We start from the raw sequence: 18,401 nt of genomic DNA on the forward strand, positions 1-18,401 counted from the left end.
CCAGTACCCCAAGGAGAGAGGGGCCTGAGAGGGCGCGGGACCAAAAGGTCTCGCGCCCCTTTTTCTTTGTGCTAGGCCTTCCCCGCAAAGGGAGATCGGCATGAAGGCATGGATTGGTGCGGGCGCTGCATTGGCGGCGCTTTGGTCGGCGACGGCGCTGGCGCAGGACGGAACGGAGGACGCGGCACAGGACGATCGCCGGTTTACCTCGCAGGACGTCTTCGACCTCGAATATGCCGACGATCCGCGCATCGCTCCCGACGGCCGCCACGTCCTCTACACGCGCCGCTCGAACAATATCATGACCGACCGCACCGAAGGCGCGCTATGGCTTGCCGCGCTCGACGGCAGTTCCAACCGCCTGCTGCTCGATGGCGCGAGCGGCGGCGAATGGTCGCCCGACGGAACGCGCATCGCCTACACCGGCAGCGACGATGACGGGCGTAGCGCCATTTTCATCCGCTGGATGGACACCGGCCAGGTCCAGCGCGTCGCGGCGCTCGACAAGGGAGCGGGCAACCTCTCGTGGTCGCCCAACGGCGAATGGATCGCCTTCACCTCCCGCGTCGATGGCGATACTGCCCCGCTTGCCAAGGCGCCGCCCAAGCCCGAGGGCGCCAAATGGTCCCCGCCGGTCAAGGTGATCGACCACGCCCGCTACCGCAGTGACGGCGCGGGCTTCATCGACGTGACCTTCAGCCATGTTTTCGTGGTTCCGGCAGGCGGCGGCACGCCGCGCCAGCTGACCAGCGGCGAATTCAACCACTCCGGACCGCTGGAATGGACAGCGGGAGGCGACGCGATCCTCTTCTCCGCCAATCGCAACGAGGGCTGGGAATTGCAGACGGTCGAGGGCGACATCTGGCAGGTCTCGATCGTCGACAAGGAACTGCGGCAGGTGACCAGCGGTGGCGGCCTCGAGGCCTCGCCGCAGCTATCGCCCGATGGCCGCAGCGTCGCCTTCGTATGCATGCCCAATGTAAAGCGACCCGTCTGGCAAGTGGACGTCTGCGTGCGCAATCTCGACGGCACGGGCGGGCGCAACCTCACCCAGGATTTCGATCGCGAGGTGGAGAATATCCGCTGGGAAGGACGCCACATCTATTTCGCCTTCGATGATCGCGGCATCCGGAAGGTCGGCCGCGTGTCGCCTTCGGGCGGGGCTGTCGAAACCGTGGTCCAGGGCCTGTCGGGCACCACGCTGGGAAGGCCCTATACCAGCGGCACTTTCGACGTATCGGAGCGCGGCACACTGGCCTGGACGCAAGGCTCGCACGACCGTCCTGCGGACCTTTACGCGCGCACCGGCCGAGCCACCCGCAAGCTAACCGCGCTGAATGAGGACCTCCTCGCTCACCGCGAGCTCGGCCAGATCCACGAGATCACCTACGCCTCCTCGCATGACGGGACCGAGATCCAGGGCTGGTACGTCACGCCGCCCGGCTTCGAGCCGTCGAAGAAGTATCCGCTGCTCCTCGAAATCCACGGCGGCCCGCATGCCGCCTATGGCCCGCATTTCTCCGCCGAGGTCCAGCGCTATGCGGCGGAAGGCTATGTCGTTTTCTACGACAACCATCGCGGCAGCTCTTCCTACGGCGAGGAATTCGGCTTGCTGCTCGAGCACAAGTATTCGAGCCCGGACGATGCGGCCGACCATATGTCCGGCGTCGATGCGATGATCGCCAAGGGCTTCATCGACGAGGAGAACCTCTTCGTGACCGGCGGTTCGGCAGGTGGCATCGCGACCGCCTACCTCGTCGGCCTGACCGACCGCTTCAACGCGGCCGCAGCAGCGAAGCCCGTGATCAACTGGCTGAGCAAGACGCTGACCGCCGACAGCTACATCTTCCAGACCTATCACCAGTTCCCCGGCCTGCCGTGGGAGGTGCCGATGCATTACTGGGAGCGCTCGCCGCTCAGCCTCGTCGGCAATGTGACCACACCGACGATGCTGTTGACGGGCGAGGAAGACCAGCGGACGCCGATTACCGAGAGCGAACAGTTCTACCAGGCGCTCAAATTGCGCGGGGTGGACACGGTGCTGGTGCGCGTGCCCGAAAGCGCGCATGGCATCGCCGCACGCCCCTCGCGCCTGATCGCCAAGGCGGACAATATCCTCGCATGGTTCGAACGCTACCGGACCGACAAGCAGACAGAGACACAGGAAGGCACTGACCAATGAGCCAGTTCGGATTTTCCAGCACCGCGGATGAAGTTCTAGAAGGCAAGGACCTTAGCGGGCGCACAGCCCTCGTCACCGGCGGCTATTCGGGACTTGGGCAGGAAACCGCGCGGGCCTTGGCGGCCAAGGGCGCGCATGTGATCCTTTCGGGCCGCGATGCCACCAAGCTTTCCGCCACCGCCGACGCGATTGCCGAGGGCACGGGAGCCAAGGTCGACACTCTGGTGTGCGACCTCGCCTCGCTCGACAGCGTGCGCGAGGCTGCCGCCGAAGCCAATGAGCGCTTCGACAAGATCGATCTCCTCATCAACAATGCAGGCGTGATGGCCTGCGACGAAGCCAAGACGGCCGACGGCTTCGAAATGCAGTTCGGCACCAACCACATCGGCCACTTCCTGCTCACCAACCTGCTCATGCCGCTGGTCGAGAAGGGCGAGAGCGCGCGCATCGTCAACCTGTCGAGCCGGGGGCATCACATCTGCCCGGTGGATTTCGACGACATCCATTTCGAGCGCCGCGACTATGACAAGTGGGTGAGCTACGGCCAGTCGAAGACCGCTAATGTGCTCTTCGCGGTCGGCCTCGAGAAGCGGCTGGGCGACAAGGGCATCCACTCCTATTCGCTCCACCCCGGCGGCATCATGACCAACCTCTCGCGCCACATGAGCGAAGAGGACATGGCCGACCTGATGGAGCGCATCCGCAAGAATGCCGAAGAGCGCGGTGAGCAGCCAGAGCCTTTCAAGACCATTCCGCAAGGCGCCGCGACCACGTGCTGGGCGGCCACCGCCGACGAATTGGCCGGGGCCGGCGGCCTCTATTGCGAGGATTGCCACGTCGCCGACGAAGACAATGAAAGCACCGGCGGCGGCGTGCGCAGCTATGCGATCGACGAGGGCAATGCCGACCGGCTGTGGCAGGTCAGCGAGGAAATGGTCGGGCAGACCTTCAGCTACTAGGCGAGGCGTTCGACGAGACCTTCGAAAAGCCAGCGGCGAAGCATGCTGCCCGCACGTTCGATAGCCTGCTCGCCTTCGCTGGCGAGCAGCTCTTCGCACGCCTCGCCATAAGTGGCGCCCGACATCATCGAGGAAAGTGCCCTGCCCTCTGCGGTGGACACGCTGACGAATACGGGCCTTTCGCCCTCCCGCCAGACGATGCAGGAGGCCGGTTTGGCTAGCGGAGCCGCACCGCCTGCCTCGCCCGCTTCGGCGAGGGAGGACCAGAGCGCATTGAGATCATGGCGGACGTCGCGCAGCGCGATGCCGGGGACGAATGCGAGGCGAAGGTTGGCCCAGTCCTCCTCGCCGAATGCGTCTGCCTGCCGGAGGAATTGCTCCGAGCCGAGCGGCTCCGCATCGCGCGCCACGAATGCAAGGTGCATCGACCATTCCAGCCATGCGAGTTCGGCGACTTCCGGATCGTTCGCGAAAAGCTCTTCGCAAGTTTCGGCAAAGCCTTGCCCCGCAAGATCGAGCGTCCAGCTAGATGGCGGACAGGTGATCAGGTGATGCGCTGCGGCGCGCGCGAAACTCGCTTCGCCGACCAGCCTTTCGGTCCGCTCGAAGGTTGCGCGCAAGGCTTCGACAAGCGCGCTTCGGTAATTGTTGCGATAGATGTCGAGGCCGGCGGCGTGCCGCGCGTTCCAGTCGGGTGGAAGCGCCCGCTCGTCGTCGAGCAGGCTCGCCATGAAATCGGCCTGTCTGGTCGCGAGCGCAGTCATGCCGCCCTCGCGTGGCTTGCCTGGCGGGCGATGACGCGTGCGCGGTCCAGTTCTTCCAGCAGCTCTGCGATCGGCGGGATGCCGTCGTCGCGCTCGATCATCGTCGCGACCGGACCGGTCTGCGCGATCGTCTCGGCATAAAGCGCCCACACGGCATCGCTGACTTCGCGGTCGTGCGTGTCGATGGTGATCGGACGCTCGTCGGTCGGAGGGGTGTGGCCGGCGAGATGGATCTGGCGCACGCGGTCGAGCGGCAGGCCGGCGATGTATTCGGCGGCCGAGAAACCGTGGTTCTGCGCGCTTACATAGACGTTGTTGACGTCGAGCAGAAGGTAGCAGCCCGTGCGCTTCGCCATGGCGGAGAGGAATTCCCATTCGGCCATCTCGTCTTCGGGGAAGGTCAGGTAGCTCGACGGGTTTTCGAGCAGCATCGGCCGCCCGAGCGCAGCCTGCGCGCGTTCGATATTGTCGCATACGACGCCCAGCGCCTCGCGGGTCAGCGGAAGCGGCAGGAGATCGTGGCTGTTGTGCGCGCTGGTCCGGGTCCAGCACAGGTGGTCGGAGACCCAGAGCGGATCGATCCGGTCGGCGAGGCTGCGCAGGCGCGAGAGATAGTCCTCGTCGAGGCCCTGCGCAGAGCCGACGGACATGGAGACGCCGTGGAGGATGACGGGATGCTTCGCGCGCACCTCTTCAAGCAGGCGCAGCGGCTTGCCGCCTTCGACCATGTAGTTTTCGGAAATGACCTCGACGAAATCGACCGGAACCTCGCCTTCGAGGAAGTCGGCATAGTGTGTACGCCTGAGGCCGAGGCCGAAGCCGGCGAAGGGGTCGATCGAGGTCATGGCATCGCTACCTTTCGGTGCAAAGGGGCGGCCCGCTTCCGGCCTGGTGAGGAAGGGCTCGAAGCTCCGGTCGAGCGGGCCGCCAAGGCTGGCAAGCGCTACGAAATGTCGCCGATGGTACCGCCCTTGGTGAGGCATTCGCCGGCCTTCATGGCCTTGAAGCCGTGGCCCTTGCACTCGTTCTGGCCCTTGCAGGCGTTCTCGGTGGTGGCGCAGTCGGCCTGGCCCTTGCAGCTGTGGACGCCGTAGCAATGGACGGTGTCTTCGGCATTGATCGCGCGGCCGGTGCTGCCGGCAGGCGGTTCGGCTGCGAAAGCCGAAAGCGAGGAAAGTGCGAATGCTGCTGCGGCTGCGGCGGTGGCTGCGGTCTTGCGAGTGGCGGTGGTCATGAGATCCAATCCCTTTTTTCCAGATTGCGTGCGGGGGTGCACAGGCAATCATTCGGCGTGCGAGGGCAGCCGGTTACAGCCGAAAAAATTTTGCGGGCCGCGTAACCGGATCGGATTCCTTCCCGAATGAACCGTCAGTTCCGGGGATGATTTCTCCGGCGCGACACTGAAGACCCCCAATCCGAAGAACCCAACCTGGAAGAGAATTGCCATGAACAACGCATCGATCGCCCGCCTCGCGGGTCTCGCCCTGACCGCCGGTATCGCCGGCTCAATGATCGCCGCCCCCGCCGCCGCGCAAAAGAAGCCGGCGATGGAGAAGTGCTACGGCGTCGCCAAGGCTGGCGAGAACGACTGTGCCGCAGGCCCGGGCACCAGCTGCGCCGGTACCTCCACCCGCGACTACCAGGGCAACGCCTGGAAGCTCGTTCCCAAGGGCAGCTGCGAGAACATCGAAACGCCCAAGGGCAAGGGTTCGCTGAAGCCGATCAACCGCTGAGGCCCTGACCTCCCCCTCTCCGCCAGCACCAAGCGAGAACCGAGCAATGCAAAACGTCCTGACCCTCTATGACCGGCTTACGGCATGGCTATCCTCCAGCCTGCCCGAAGGCCTTGCACTGCTCATCACTCGCGTGGCGCTGGCGGGGATCTTCTGGCGATCGGGACGGACGAAGGTGGAAGAAGGCACCGCGTTGTCGATCAACGAAACGACCTACTTCCTGTTCGAGTACGAATACACCGGCCTCCCCCTGCCGGTGGACCTGGCCGTCCCGCTCGCCACCTATGCCGAGCACCTTTTTCCCGTCCTACTGGTGCTCGGCCTTTTCACACGCTTGGCCGCGCTCTCGCTGCTCCTCATGACGCTGGTCATCCAGTTCTTCGTCTTTCCCGAAGCCTGGTGGGCGACGCACATCCTGTGGGTCGCGATGGCCGCGATCCTCGTCTCGCGCGGGGGCGGACTGTTCTCTGCCGACAGGCTGCTCGCTTCGCGGCGGGCCAAATGATAGCCTCGATCAAGGGGAGAGGTTCGACATGATTGCCGACGAAGCCGAAATGGCCAGCATGATGGCAGCCGCCCAAAAGGGCGATGCCGGAATGTACCGCGCCCTCCTCGCCGAGGTGCAGCTCTGGCTCGAACGCTATTACAGGAAGCGCGTGGCTCCCGCCCAGCTCGACGACCTCGTGCAGGAAGTTATGATGGCCGTGCACAACAAGCGCGCCACCTGGGATCCCAGCCGCGCCTTCTATCCATGGCTCGCGGCGATTGCCCGCTATCGCTGGGTCGACCATTTGCGCAAGGTCTACCGCTCCGCCGAAGACGAATTGGGCGATCACGACGCGCCCGAGGATAGCGAAGAAGAAGCGGTGATGGCCCGCATGAGCCTCGAGAGGCTCTTCGTCCACCTGCCCGAAAAGCAGGTCGAGGTCATCGAACTCGTCAAGATCGAGGGGCTGTCCATCGCGGAAGCCTCTGCCAAGACCGGCCAGAGCGAAAGCCTGGTCAAAGTGAATATCCATCGCGGACTGAAGAAGCTGTCCGCGCTTGTAGAAAAGGCCGAATGACATGAACCGGGTCCCTACCTCCCTGATCGACGAACTCGCGAGCGATCTTGCTCCGGTCCAGCCGCTGCGGCTGTGGCAGGGTGTTGCGCTTGTCGCATTTGCGGCCGTTGCCACCGTGCTCCTCGTCGAACTGCTCGACGGGCTGTGGCACGGCGCCTTTACCGGCCAGGCCTCGCCCGAATTCTTCATCACCAACGGCATGCTCGCGCTGCTCGGCGCGGCGGCATCCTTCGCGGTGGTCAAGATGGCCAGCCCGCGTGTCGGCAACAGCCATGAAGGCGCGCGCTGGTCGGCGCTGATGCTGGCGATTCTACCGGTGACCGCGCTCGTCATGCTGGGCGTTTCGGGCTTTTTCGGCACGGTGACGAGCGACATGTACGGTGTCGACTGCTTCCTTGCCGGCTCCGCCTTCGGTCTCGTGACCGCCGGCGCGCTGACGCTGTGGCTGCGCCGCGGTGCACCTGTCTCGCTGAACGCAGCGGGTACCTATACCGGCATCGCTGCAGGCGCGATCGGCAGCTTCACCTACGGGCTCGCCTGCCCGGTGGACCACATCGGCCACCTAGGCATCTGGCACGTTGCGCCAGTCATCCTGTCGGCCATCATCGGGCGTTTCGCGATTCCCCCGCTCGTCCGCTGGTAAGGCACGTTCGTCGGGCGGCGGCTTGCAAATTGGCGAGCTAGGGCGCACCCCTCCCCTCAACCAGGAGGGGAGAATCCATGAAGACCTTCGCCGCAGCCATTGCGCTTGCCACCGCCACGACGCTTGCCCTGCCCGCCGCCCCGCTGGCCGCGCAGGAAGCCCCCGCGACCCCCGGCTGGGTCGAGACCAGCAACGCCTACACGCAGAAAGTCATTGCGATGCAGGCGCAGTTCTTTCCGACGGGCGCCTCCTCGGCGGGCTATGAACAGTACGACGGGCTGGTCAACGACATGTCGCCAGACCGCGACGAGCGCTACATTGCCGCTGCCCGCTCGCTGATCGCCGAATTCGAGGCCGCCAAGGCCACCGAGACCAACCCCTACGTCCTGCAGGACCTCGACATCCTGATCGGCTCGCTCGAACAGGACATCGAGGGCATCGAACTCGGCAGCCGCTACATGCTCGAGTTTGCGCAGGTTCCCCAGGGTATGTTCGGCAATATCGGCCAGCTCCTGTCCGACCAGACCGCCGAGCACCGCCGCGGAAAGGCGCTCGAACTGCTGCAGCGTTACACCGGCACCTGGCCCGATACCGAGCCGATGACCGAGCTCGCCAAGCGCCGCTTCGAGGCCAGCCGCGGTGACGGCAAGATGGGCCCCTATGTGGTCGAGGTCGAGGAATCGATCGACAAGATCCCTACTTTCATCACGGGCATTCGCGAGCTCTTCGCCAAGTACGAGATCGAGGGTGCGGACGACGCGCTCGAAGCGATGGAGACGCAGCTCACCGACTATGGCGAGTGGACGCGCACCACGGTCGTGCCCGCCAGCCGCGACAGCGCGCGCCTGCCCGAAGAGCTCTACGCGCTCAGCCTCAAGCAGGTCGGCATCGATACCGACCCGCGCGAGCTGATGACCGAGGCGCGCCGCGGTTTCTACGAGCTGCGCGCCCAGATGGAGGCGCTCGCCCCACAGATTGCGGAGAAGTACGGCTGGGAGGAAACCGACATGGCTTCGGTCATGGCGGGCCTCAAGCAGATGACCGTCCCCAATGACGAGATCGAGGACTTCTACCGCGACGTGAACCGCAAGCTGGAGGCGGAAATCCGCCGCCACGACATCGTCTCGCTGCCGGACAGTGAATTGCAGATGCGCGTCGCCTCTGCTGCCGAAAGCGCCGCCCAGCCCGCGCCGCACATGCGCCCGCCGCGCCTGATCGGGAATACCGGCGAACAGGGTACTTTCGTCCTCACCGTGGGCAATCCGACCGCCGGACCGGACGACCGCTACGACGACTTCAACTTCCCCGCCGCGAGCTGGACGCTGAGCGCGCATGAGGCGCGTCCGGGCCACGAGATGCAGTTCGCAGCGCTCGTTGAGCAGGGCGTTTCGCTCGCCCGCATGCTCTACGCATTCAACAGCGTGAACGTCGAAGGCTGGGCGCTCTATGCCGAAGCAGAAATGCTCCCGCACGAGCCGATCGAAGGGCAGTTCATCGCGCTCCAGTTCCGCCTGCTGCGCGCGGCGCGCGCCTTCCTCGACCCGAGCCTCAACCTCGGCCTGATGAACCGCGAAGAGGCCGAACGCGTGCTGCGCGAGGAAGCCCTGTTCTCGCCCGGCATGACCAAGCAGGAACTCGATCGTTACGAATTCCGCATGCCCGGCCAGGCAGGGTCCTATTACTACGGCTATCGCAAGCTGATCGACCTGCGCGTCGAGACCGAACTCGCACTGGGCGGGGACTTCAACGAGAAGGCGTTCAACGATTTCCTGCTGAGCCAGGGCATCATCCCGCTCGAACTGATCGCCAAGGCCGTGCGCGAGGAATTCATCCCCTCGCAGCAGGCGGGTGGCTAACGTCTGGCGCTCCTGATTTCCTGGATCTCGAGGATGCGTCCGTCACCGACGTGACGGGCGCCTTCCTTTACCCGCCATTCGGAGCCTTCCTTGAGGTCCTCGAGGAGATCTCCGGCGGAAATGAAGGTCGCGATCGCCTCGCGCGATTCGCCCGGCATGACTGGCTCGGCACCGTCGAAATCGATCTGTCCGATGGCATGATGTCCGTCGGGGCGGCCGAAATCGTGATCTGGCCTGTAGTGCGGCGCCGGGTCCAGAGGCCTCGATCGCCCACCATCACCGGTGGGCACGAGGGTTATGCAAACCCGCGCCCGGACCAGCTCCCGTCTCAAAGCCACCTCAGGCGCCTGAAGACGATTATCAGAGTCACGAAGAGCAGCAGGCAGAATGTCACGACGGTCCAGAAGGCATCCGGATCGTTCATGCCCGGCATGCCGCCGACGTTGATGCCGAGCAGGCCGGTGAGGAAGCCCAATGGCAGGAAGATGCCCGCCACGATGGTGAGCATGTAGGTCGCGTGTTCGCTCGAAGCGAGACTGCGTGCGCGCAGTTCGTCCTGCAGCACCAGCGCGCTTTCCTTGCTGATGTCGATATCGTCGAGATAGCGGCGCAGGCGCGCAATACTCTCGGCGATCTCGCGCCGGTCTTCCTCCTCGAACCAGTAGGGTGAATCGCGGCTGATCTGTTCCAGCGCTTCGTGCTGCGGAGCCATGTGGCGCTTGAGGGCCAGGCAATTGCGCCGGATCGTAGAGATACGCTTGAGCATGCCTTCCGGATCGGTCTCGGGATCCTCCTCCTCGAGCTGGTCGAGCACGAAGTTCATGTCGACGATCGACTGGCTCATCCGTGCGATCATCAATTCGGCTAGCAGCGTGATCGTCGCGCCTGCGTCGGTCGGTCCGCTGCCGCGGTCGAGCATGGCCATGACCTCGCGCGGGGTCTGCAGGGGGTGGCGGCGCAGCGTGATCAGCCGCCTTCCGTCACACCACAACTGCATCGAGATCATGTCTTCCGGTTGTGCACCAGGATTGAAGTTGATGCCGCGCAGGGTGCCGACGAGTGTCTCACCGTCGCGAAAAGCCCGCGGACGGGTCTGGTCGCTGGTGAGCAATTCCGCTGTAGGTTCAGGAACAGCGAGCTGGTCCTCGAGCCACGCCTGTACACCCGGGCGATTGCGGCAAAGGTGCAGCCACAATACTTCGCGCGGAGTCGCGGGCTGCCAGTCCTGCGCCTCGTCCCAGCCGATCTCGCGTGCCCCGCCTTCTCCGTCGAGCACGCGGCCGAACAGCAGCGCGCCGTCGGTTATTCTTTCGTCTGTCGCTTCCCTCATCGCGCGCATCCAAGCGGCAGTTGGCCGGCGATGCAAGAAAAACGGGCGCATGACCGACCGGTCATGCGCCCGCGAAATGAGAGGCCGATAAGACCCGGTGCGTCAGAAGGTGAAGAAGATGCCCGCGCTGACCACCCAGGGATCGAGATCGTGCTCGGTCTCGATCAGGTCGGTGCCGCCAGCCGAGAAGGTCGCATCGGTGCCGACGAAATAGCGCTTGGCATCGATCGACAGGCCGAGACCGTCGTCGTTCAGTTCGTAGTCGAAGCCTGCCTGCAGGGCAAAACCGAACTCGCTCGACAAGTCGACGTCGTCGATACCAAGAGCGGCCGCCTCGGCACCGACATCCTCACCGAAGATGAGGAAGTAGGCCGGACCAGCGCCGACATAGGGCTTGAACGGGCTTTCGGTGTTGAGGTGAAGCTTCGCCGTTACCGTTGCCGGCAGGACGATCGCATCGATCAGCTCCGCGCCGTCGAGCGGGCCGCGGCCCTGCACTTCATGCGGGGTGATGCAGCAGATAGTCTCGATCGAGAAGTTCGGCGAAACGAAGTATTCTGCCGCGATGGTCGGGACATAGCTGTCGGAAACATTGGTCTGGGTACCGCCGGGAAGCCCGAAATCGTCACGATTGACCGCGGTGATTTCGCCGTCTGGCAGGACACCCGTTGCCATGACTTTGACCCTGATATCACCGGCTTCCTGAGCTGCAGCCGGAGCAGCGATAGGAAGGATCAGCGCCGCAAGCGCGACGGTGGGAAATTTGAACTGCATTCTGATTCTCTCATCCTAGAATCTCCCAATCGATCATCAATCGCGCCGCCCCATCGAGGTTCCCCGTTTTCGAGCGAAAACGGCCGCCGAACAGCTGTCATTGCCCCTTCATGATTGGCCCACTATATCGCGGCTCATGTCTTCGATCCGTCCCTGGCGCACCATCGAGCGCCGCCAGTCCCGCCAGATCATGGTCGGCAACGTTCCCGTCGGGGGCGATGCGCCGATTACGGTCCAGACCATGACCAACACGCCGACAGAGGATGTGGTCGCAACGATCGACCAGATCCGCCGCTGCGAGGACGTGGGCGCCGACATCATCCGCGTGTCCTGCCCGACCGAGGAATCGACCGAGCATTTCGACAAGATCACGAAGGCTGCGAATGTCCCGATCGTCGCGGACATCCACTTCCACTACAAGCGCGCGCTCGAAGCTGCCGACAAGGGCGCGGCCTGTCTGCGTATCAATCCGGGCAATATCGGCTCATCCGACCGCGTTGCCGAGGTGGTACGCGCGGCCAAGGCCAACGGCTGCGCGATCCGCATCGGCGTGAATGCAGGCAGCCTCGAGAAGGACCTGCTCGAGAAATACGGCGAGCCCTGCCCCGAGGCGCTTATTGAGAGTGCGCTCGACCACATCAAGTTGCTGCAGGACCACGATTTCCACGAGTACAAGGTCGCGGTGAAGGCCAGCGACGTGTTCCTCGCAGTCGCCGCCTATCACGGGCTGGCAGAGGCGGTGGACTGCCCGCTGCACCTCGGCATCACCGAGGCCGGCGGCCTCATCGGCGGCACGGTCAAGAGCTCGATCGGCATCGGCAGCCTGTTGTGGGCCGGCATCGGAGACACGATCCGCGTCTCGCTCTCGGCTGAGCCCGAGCAGGAAGTGAAAGTCGGCTTCGAGATGCTGAAAGCGTTGGGCCTCAGGACCCGCGGTGTCCGCGTCGTGTCCTGCCCCAGCTGCTCGCGCCAGGGCTTCGACGTGATCCGCACTGTCGAAACGCTCGAGAAACGGCTCGAACACATCAAGACGCCGATGAGCCTTTCGGTGCTCGGCTGCGTGGTGAACGGCCCGGGCGAAGCGCGCGAAACGGACATCGGCCTGACCGGCGGCGGCTCGGGCAAGCACATGGTCTATCTCTCAGGCGTGAAGGATCACCACATCGAGAGCGAGGACATGCTTGATCACATCGTCAAGCTGGTAGAAGAAAAGGCAGCAAGGATCGAAGCGGGCGAAGCGGTTGCTTTCGATCCACACGGGGGGTCGTAATTTGAAGAATTTTGTTGGCGCGGCAGCGCATGGTTTCCGGACAGTTTTTGCCGGAGGGACATCGCTGTTCTGGCTGGCGCCGATCATCCCGCTGATTGCGATCCTGCCTGAGTTCGTCCAGCACATTGCCGAAATCCGTATGGGCATGTTCGAAAGCCGCGAGGCTTTCTCCGCGCTTGCGAATGACGAGACCCGCTGGATGTTCGGCTATGCCAAGATCGCAGGTTTGTTCATCGCGATGCTCGCCGCGGCCCGTTATTGGGGTGGTCTGCGTGAGAGCTGGTGGGACCTGCGCAACATTGCATGGAAACCCTTCTTGATCGCGGTCGTTCTGCAGATCGCCCTGGCAGGTTTGCTCGCCGGTCTTGAACAGGTCGTGCCTTCGTCCATCAAGGACGTCGTCGATCTCGCGATCATGATCCTGACCCTGCCTTTGTTGGTCTATCTTGTAGGCCCCATCCTCGGCGATCACGCGATGACGCTGAAACGCGCCTATTCGAGCGGCTGGTTGAAAGCGATCGCAGTTGGCGTCTTCGGTTTCCTCGCGTTCTGGCCCGCACAACAGCTGCACGGCCTCAACCACGAATGGGCCTTCGGCGCCGCTACCTGGCAAGTCTGGGCACTGATGATCTGGGATACGTTGCTTGTCGGGCTCATGGCCTGCTGGATGGGGAGCGCTCTGGCGGCAGGTTATCTTTTCGGCGAAGCCGCCGATGACCACGACAGCATGGCCGCGCCGGAACCTGCAGCATGATGCGCGCTTTTCCGATTGCGAGCTTCGCGCTGGCGCTAACCGCATGTTCGACCGTTCCGGACACGCCGGCCGCGCACGACTATCCCGAGGCACGATCCTACGACGTTTCGCCCGATGCCTCGGCCGATGTCGATGCCGCGCTCGAGCGCGCCATGACCAGCGGCAAGCACGTGCTCCTCGTGATGGGCGCGAACTGGTGCCACGACAGCCGCGCGCTGGCCGGATGGCTCGAAACACCGCGCTTCCAGCAGCTTGTCGATGCCGAATACGAGCTGGTCTACGTCAATATCGGCATGCCGCAGACGGGCGACGGGCATAATCTCGAAATTGCGCGCCGCTTCGGGCTTGAAGAACTTCCCGGAACCCCGAACCTTCTGGTACTGACGCCTTTCGGGACGCTGGTGAACGCCGACACCGCTACGACCTGGCGCAATGCCGCCAGCCGCAGCGAGGACGAGATCTACGACGAGCTGGCACGCCTCGCCAGCTGAGCGCCTGAAAGGATAAGCCGATGACCCTCGAAACCGACTATCTGGTCATCGGCGCGGGCGCGACCGCCCTGTCCTTCGTCGATACCCTGCTCGCACAGGATCCCGACTGCGACGTCGTCATGGTCGACAAGCACGCCTCGCCCGGCGGGCACTGGAACGATGCCTATTCCTTCGTCGCGCTGCACCAGCCGAGCGCGACCTATGGCGTGGAAAGCATGCCCCTCGGACAGGACCGGATCGATGAGAGCGGGCCTAACAAGGGCTTCTACGAGCTCGCCAGCGGATCGGAGGTCCTCGCCTATTTCCAGTCGGTGATGCGTGACCACCTGCTGCCGACCGGCCGGGTTCGCTACTTCCCCAATTGCGAGTACCTCGGCGACAACCGCTTCCGCAATGTCCTCTCTGGCGAGGTGCACGAGGCAGAACCACGCCGCAAGCTCGTCGACACGACCTATTTCGCCACCTCCGTCCCCGCCACGCATGAACGCAAGTTCGAGGTCGCCGACGGGGTGCGGGTGGAAATTCCGGGCAGGCTTCCCGAGCTATGGCGCAGCGCGGAAGGCATCCCTGAGCATTTCGTCATTCTCGGCGCCGGCAAGACCGCGATGGACGCCGGCGTCTGGCTGCTCGAGGCCGGAATCCCGCCTGAGCGCATTAGCTGGGTCAAGCCGCGCGAGAGCTGGCTCATCAACCGCACGATTACCCAGCCGGGAGAGGAATTCTTCGAAGGCACTGTCGGCGGGCAGCTCGCCATCATGAAGGCTGCCGCCAAGGCCGAGAGCGTGCGTGCGCTGTTCCATCAGCTGGAAGAAGACGGCGCGATGCTGCGGATCGACCGGAGCGTCGAGCCGGAGATGTTCCACTATGCGACCATTTCCGAGGGCGAAGTCGAGAGCCTTCGCAAGATCGGAGACGTCGTGCGCAAGGGCCGCGTCGATCGGATCGAACCGGGTCGCATGTTCCTGCAACAGGGCGAGCACGAGGTGCCCGAAGATACACTCTTTATCGATTGCACTGCCTCGGCCGTGCGGCCGAAGCCGGTTTCTCCGCAATGGGAAAACGGCACCATCCGCCTGCAATTGCTTCACGTGCCGCTGGTCACATTGAACGCCGCCGTCACTGCCTTCGTCGAGGCCAATTTCGAAACTGACGAAGAAAAGAACGCGCTGTGCAAGCCGGTGAGCTTCGTCGACGATATCGATGGCTATGCGGGCACGCTGCTCGGCACCGGCCAGAATCGCTTCCTTTGGGCCACCAACGAGAAGATCTCTGCCTTCCTTTCGCAGTCGCGGCTCGATCCGGGCGCGCCGACGGTCCGCTGGCTCAAGCAGAACGCACCCGAGCGCCTTGCCGTCGCCGCCGAGATGCCCGCAGCAACGATGGCGGCCATGCCGAACCTGCAAAAGCTGGTCGCCGAGGCCGAAGCAAACCGCGGGTAGCGCCATTCTCCACGTCGTCCACCACGCCGATTACATGGCTCCCGCACCCACACGCGGGACATTCCGCTTCGACAAATACATGGCGGTCATGCAAGTGCTGCGCGAGAGCGGGTATGCGCTGACGGAACACGCCCCGCCGCCGATGCCGCGCCGCTGGCTCGAGGCGGTGCATTGCCCCGATTATGTCGAGGAAGTCTTCACCGCGAGCGTTCCGCAGAAGAAGGAGCGCCGGATCGGGTTTCCCGTGACGCCGCACATCTCCCAGCGCGTGCAGCACACCAATGGCGGCACCTGGCTCGCCGCGCAGCTCGCGAAGATACACGGATATGCCGCCAATTCCGCTGCCGGCAGCCATCATGCCCTGCACGATACCGGCGCGGGCTATTGCGTGTTCAACGACCTCGCAGTTGCTGCCAACCGGCTCATCGCGGAAGGCGATGCAAACCGCGTGCTGATCGTCGATCTCGACGTGCATCAGGGCGATGGCACCGCCAGCCTTACCGCGGCGCGCGACGACATCTTCACGCTGTCGCTCCACGCGGAAAAGAACTTCCCCGTGCGCAAGGCTCGCTCAAACCTCGACGTACCGCTTGCCGACGGGGTGGACGACGAGGGTTATCTCGAAGCGCTCGAGAAGCATTTGCCGGGTGTCATCGACACATTCGCGCCCGACCTCGTGCTCTACCAGGCTGGCGTGGACGTCCACGGCGACGACAAGCTCGGCCGCCTCGCATTGACCGATGCGGGACTGGAGCGCCGCGACGAGCTGGTGATCGGGGAAATCCGCAAGCGCGGCCTGCCGGTCGCAAGCGCGCTGGGCGGCGGATACGGCGCAGACCCGCTCGAAGTGGCGGGCAGACACGCCAGATCGATGCTGGCGTGCGCCAGAACGAATGCGCGCTATGCCGATAGGTCAGCTTCCGGTAAAACATATGCTATAGGTTAGGACCGATGAAACGCCGCGATCTCCTCAAGGGCACGATAGCCGCTGGCGCAGCCGCCGCGCTGCCTGCACGGGTGTTTGCGCAGGTCAATCCGACCGCCTCTCGCGATCGCCAGCTGATCGCCATCGCCCGCGAGCAGCTCGACAGGGTCGGTGCGGATATCTGGAAGAAGGACATCGTCGGCATCGCCGACTTCGGCCTGCATTCGGCGAACCAGCGCTTCCATTTCGTCGATCTCGTCAACGAGCGCGTCGAAAGCTTCTTCGTCAGCCACGGAACGGGATCGGACAGCGAACATGACGGCTGGCTCAAGCGCTATTCGAATATCGAGGGCAGCGAGGCGACCAGCCGCGGTGCCTACATGACCCGCAGCTGGTATCGCGGGAAATACGGCACATCGATCCGTCTCGACGGACTCGATCCGACGAATTCCAACGCCCTCCCGCGCGCCATCGTGATGCACCCCGCCGAATATGCCCGGCCCGAACATATCGGGCGCTGGGGCAAGCTGGGGCGTTCGAACGGCTGCTTCGCGCTCGGCCCCGACCAGTTCGCGAAGGTCCTGCTGGACCTCAGCGGCGGACGGCTGCTCTACGCCGAAAGCCTCGGCCTTGCTGAAGACGGCTCGCGGCGCATGCCTCCGATCGCGCAGACCGAATTGCTGCGCCGTCCCGGCGGAGGCACCTTCGAGAGGGCCAATCCCGGGGTATTCTGACGGGCGGCTGACGCGCCGCCTTCCATTCAGGCAGTGATCTGCATGTCGTCAATGATCTCGACGGCTTCCTCGCTCGTTTCCCGCGCACGATTAGATACGCGCGGCGCATCGAGCGCCTCCAGCACCGGCTTGTCGCGATCGTAGATGTCCTTGAACGCGCGCAGTTCGCCGTCGACGTCGGTCGCCATCGTGAAATAGGTTATGTAGACCGGCCACTGTTTGGCCATCGGATAGCGGGTATACTTGCCGCTCAGCGTGATCTCGCTGACCTCTTCCTGGATCGCCGGAATATCCTCGCGGCTGTTCGCATTGCCGAGCATCGACATGGTCATGGCAAGCTCGCGCGCGCCCTGCACGCGGATGCAGCCATGGCTGAGTGCGCGGTTGCCCTGAGCGAACAGGTGACGGCTCGGCGTGTCGTGGAGGAAGATCGCGTGCTCGTTCGGCATGTCGAGTTTCATCAGGCCGAGCGAATTGGTCGGCCCGGGCTGCTGCACCACGCCGATCCAGCCGCCGGCACCCTTGGTCGCCTTGTATCCCTCCGATGCGGCCCACTGCGGGTTGTTGAGCACCTTCTGGCCCAGCCCTTCGCCGACCACGATCGACTGCGGCACGGTCCAGGTCGGGTTGAAGATCACCGCCTCGACCATCTCGGCCAGCTGCGGGGTCGCGGTGCGGCCCGGCTTGCCCACCACGGTTCGGTAGCTCTTGATGATGCGGCCGTTCACCGTGAGGCGCAGCATATATTCGGGCACGTTGGTGATGAGGTACTGGCGGCCGAGGTCCTGCGGCAGCCAGCGCCAGCGGTCCATGTTGGCGCGGATCAGGCGGATCCGCTGCGGATCGGTGGCCGTCGCGAGCTCATCGCGAAGGCGCGCATAGTCGGGGTGGACCGGGTGCAGCCCGGTCAGCGTGGCGGCGATGTCGCCACCCGCCAGAGCATCTTCGAGGAGTTTCCAGGTGGGCATGCGATCCGCGTCGGGATCGACCACGAACCACTGGCGCCGGTTATCCATCGGCGTGCGGCCGTCGCGAAGGTCCTCGACCAGCCAGACGAACACCTCGCTGGCGAGCGTGTTGAGCGCTTCGCTCTCGCCCTGCGCTGCAAGCGCGGCGAGCTCGTCGGCACGATAGTCCGCGGAACGCAGGCCTTCGGCATCCATCGTCGGGATGAAGGCGATCAGCTCCTCAACCTGTTCCACGATCCACTCACCTTCGAGCGAAGGGACCTGTTGGACCACTTCGCCCGACTGCATCCGGATGTCGCCGAAGGCTTCTTCGACCGTCTGCGGGGCAGTCTGTTCGGCCTGCGCCTCGGCGGCAGGCCTGGCCTGCTGCGCGGCAGGCAGGATACTTTCAAGCTGGGCGCTTTGCGCCGATGCGGTCGAAACAAGGCCTGCTGCAAACAGCGCAGTGCCGGAAAGGAAACGGTTCTTCTTCATCAGTCCCACCAAGGTGCGTAGGCTTCCTAAATAGTCGCGCA

20 protein-coding genes are annotated in these 18,401 nt (G+C 64.2%); 13 read left to right on the top strand and 7 right to left on the bottom strand.

Features of this window, described 5'->3' with window-relative positions; translation table 11 throughout:
* The first annotated feature begins 100 nt into the window (after window positions 1-100).
* Together ACZ1G8_RS04310 and ACZ1G8_RS04315 are read left to right on the top strand one after the other, a co-directional pair.
* Entirely contained in the window at window positions 101-2,182 is a 2,082-nt protein-coding gene (locus ACZ1G8_RS04310) for a S9 family peptidase (protein ID WP_472680556.1), read from the top strand.
* Entirely contained in the window at window positions 2,179-3,141 is a 963-nt protein-coding gene (locus ACZ1G8_RS04315) for an SDR family NAD(P)-dependent oxidoreductase (protein ID WP_472680557.1), read from the top strand. The genes ACZ1G8_RS04310 and ACZ1G8_RS04315 overlap by 4 nt, the downstream gene beginning before the upstream one ends.
* Here the strand turns inward: ACZ1G8_RS04315 and ACZ1G8_RS04320 are convergent.
* The 3 genes from ACZ1G8_RS04320 to bufA2 all read right to left on the bottom strand — a co-directional run bounded on the left by ACZ1G8_RS04320 (window position 3,138) and on the right by bufA2 (window position 5,139).
* On the bottom strand, window positions 3,138-3,905 hold the full coding sequence (locus tag ACZ1G8_RS04320) for an HvfC/BufC family peptide modification chaperone (protein ID WP_472680558.1): 768 nt from the start codon (window positions 3,903-3,905) through the stop codon (window positions 3,138-3,140). The genes ACZ1G8_RS04315 and ACZ1G8_RS04320 overlap by 4 nt on opposite strands.
* Window positions 3,902-4,750 carry an MNIO family bufferin maturase gene (gene bufB, locus ACZ1G8_RS04325; RefSeq protein ID WP_472680559.1) on the bottom strand — a complete coding sequence of 283 codons (849 nt, stop codon included), beginning with the start codon at window positions 4,748-4,750 and terminating at the stop codon, window positions 3,902-3,904. The genes ACZ1G8_RS04320 and bufB overlap by 4 nt, the downstream gene beginning before the upstream one ends.
* Window positions 4,751-4,848: 98 nt before the next feature.
* Window positions 4,849-5,139: a BufA2 family periplasmic bufferin-type metallophore gene (gene bufA2 / locus ACZ1G8_RS04330; protein ID WP_472680560.1), complete on the bottom strand. Its 291-nt coding sequence runs from the start codon at window positions 5,137-5,139 to the stop codon at window positions 4,849-4,851.
* Between the two features lie 211 nt (window positions 5,140-5,350).
* On the opposite strand from bufA2, the gene ACZ1G8_RS04335 reads away from it, so the two are divergent.
* The 5 genes from ACZ1G8_RS04335 to ACZ1G8_RS04355 all read left to right on the top strand — a co-directional run bounded on the left by ACZ1G8_RS04335 (window position 5,351) and on the right by ACZ1G8_RS04355 (window position 9,201).
* Entirely contained in the window at window positions 5,351-5,638 is a 288-nt protein-coding gene (locus ACZ1G8_RS04335; protein ID WP_472680561.1) for a BufA1 family periplasmic bufferin-type metallophore, read from the top strand.
* Between the two features lie 46 nt (window positions 5,639-5,684).
* Entirely contained in the window at window positions 5,685-6,143 is a 459-nt protein-coding gene (locus ACZ1G8_RS04340) for a DoxX family protein (protein WP_472680562.1), read from the top strand.
* A 28-nt stretch (window positions 6,144-6,171) separates the two neighbouring features.
* On the top strand, window positions 6,172-6,702 hold the full coding sequence (locus tag ACZ1G8_RS04345) for a sigma-70 family RNA polymerase sigma factor (RefSeq protein ID WP_472680563.1): 531 nt from the start codon (window positions 6,172-6,174) through the stop codon (window positions 6,700-6,702).
* 1 nt (window position 6,703) lies between these two features.
* Window positions 6,704-7,345, top strand: coding sequence for a DUF1109 domain-containing protein (locus ACZ1G8_RS04350; RefSeq protein WP_472680564.1), 642 nt, complete (start codon window positions 6,704-6,706; stop codon window positions 7,343-7,345).
* Between the two features lie 77 nt (window positions 7,346-7,422).
* The gene (locus tag ACZ1G8_RS04355) at window positions 7,423-9,201 is read left to right on the top strand and encodes a DUF885 domain-containing protein (RefSeq protein WP_472680565.1); all 1,779 of its coding nucleotides are present in this window, start codon (window positions 7,423-7,425) and stop codon (window positions 9,199-9,201) included.
* Here the strand turns inward: ACZ1G8_RS04355 and ACZ1G8_RS04360 are convergent.
* From ACZ1G8_RS04360 to ACZ1G8_RS04370, 3 genes are all read right to left on the bottom strand, one after another.
* Window positions 9,198-9,491 (bottom strand): hypothetical protein, encoded by a 294-nt coding sequence (locus ACZ1G8_RS04360; protein ID WP_472680566.1) that lies wholly within the window; start codon window positions 9,489-9,491, stop codon window positions 9,198-9,200. The genes ACZ1G8_RS04355 and ACZ1G8_RS04360 overlap by 4 nt on opposite strands.
* A 38-nt stretch (window positions 9,492-9,529) precedes the next feature.
* Window positions 9,530-10,531 carry a zinc transporter ZntB gene (locus ACZ1G8_RS04365; protein ID WP_472680567.1) on the bottom strand — a complete coding sequence of 334 codons (1,002 nt, stop codon included), beginning with the start codon at window positions 10,529-10,531 and terminating at the stop codon, window positions 9,530-9,532.
* A 102-nt stretch (window positions 10,532-10,633) separates the two neighbouring features.
* Window positions 10,634-11,305: an OmpW/AlkL family protein gene (locus tag ACZ1G8_RS04370; protein ID WP_472680568.1), complete on the bottom strand. Its 672-nt coding sequence runs from the start codon at window positions 11,303-11,305 to the stop codon at window positions 10,634-10,636.
* A gap of 136 nt (window positions 11,306-11,441) precedes the next feature.
* Between ACZ1G8_RS04370 and ispG the strand changes: the two genes are divergently transcribed.
* The 6 genes from ispG to ACZ1G8_RS04400 are packed head-to-tail and all read left to right on the top strand — an operon-like array spanning window position 11,442 to window position 16,918.
* Window positions 11,442-12,575, top strand: coding sequence for a flavodoxin-dependent (E)-4-hydroxy-3-methylbut-2-enyl-diphosphate synthase (gene ispG, locus ACZ1G8_RS04375; RefSeq protein WP_472680569.1), 1,134 nt, complete (start codon window positions 11,442-11,444; stop codon window positions 12,573-12,575).
* Window position 12,576: 1 nt separating this feature from the next.
* On the top strand, window positions 12,577-13,329 hold the full coding sequence (locus ACZ1G8_RS04380) for a hypothetical protein (protein WP_472680570.1): 753 nt from the start codon (window positions 12,577-12,579) through the stop codon (window positions 13,327-13,329).
* A complete protein-coding gene (locus tag ACZ1G8_RS04385) occupies window positions 13,326-13,820 on the top strand; it encodes a thioredoxin family protein (RefSeq protein ID WP_472680571.1) in 495 nt (164 codons plus the stop codon). The genes ACZ1G8_RS04380 and ACZ1G8_RS04385 overlap by 4 nt, the downstream gene beginning before the upstream one ends.
* A gap of 20 nt (window positions 13,821-13,840) precedes the next feature.
* Window positions 13,841-15,259, top strand: a complete 1,419-nt coding sequence (locus ACZ1G8_RS04390) for an NAD(P)-binding protein (protein ID WP_472680572.1) — start codon at window positions 13,841-13,843, stop codon at window positions 15,257-15,259.
* 34 nt (window positions 15,260-15,293) lie between these two features.
* A complete protein-coding gene (locus ACZ1G8_RS04395; RefSeq protein ID WP_472680573.1) occupies window positions 15,294-16,205 on the top strand; it encodes a histone deacetylase family protein in 912 nt (303 codons plus the stop codon).
* Window positions 16,206-16,210: 5 nt separating this feature from the next.
* Entirely contained in the window at window positions 16,211-16,918 is a 708-nt protein-coding gene (locus tag ACZ1G8_RS04400; protein WP_472680574.1) for a murein L,D-transpeptidase catalytic domain-containing protein, read from the top strand.
* A 26-nt stretch (window positions 16,919-16,944) separates the two neighbouring features.
* On the opposite strand, the gene ACZ1G8_RS04405 is transcribed toward ACZ1G8_RS04400, so the two are convergent.
* Window positions 16,945-18,360 (bottom strand): L,D-transpeptidase family protein, encoded by a 1,416-nt coding sequence (locus tag ACZ1G8_RS04405; protein ID WP_472680575.1) that lies wholly within the window; start codon window positions 18,358-18,360, stop codon window positions 16,945-16,947.
* Window positions 18,361-18,401 lie beyond the last annotated feature (41 nt).

The sequence above is a fragment of the Qipengyuania sp. BR81-2 genome (assembly GCF_055693895.1).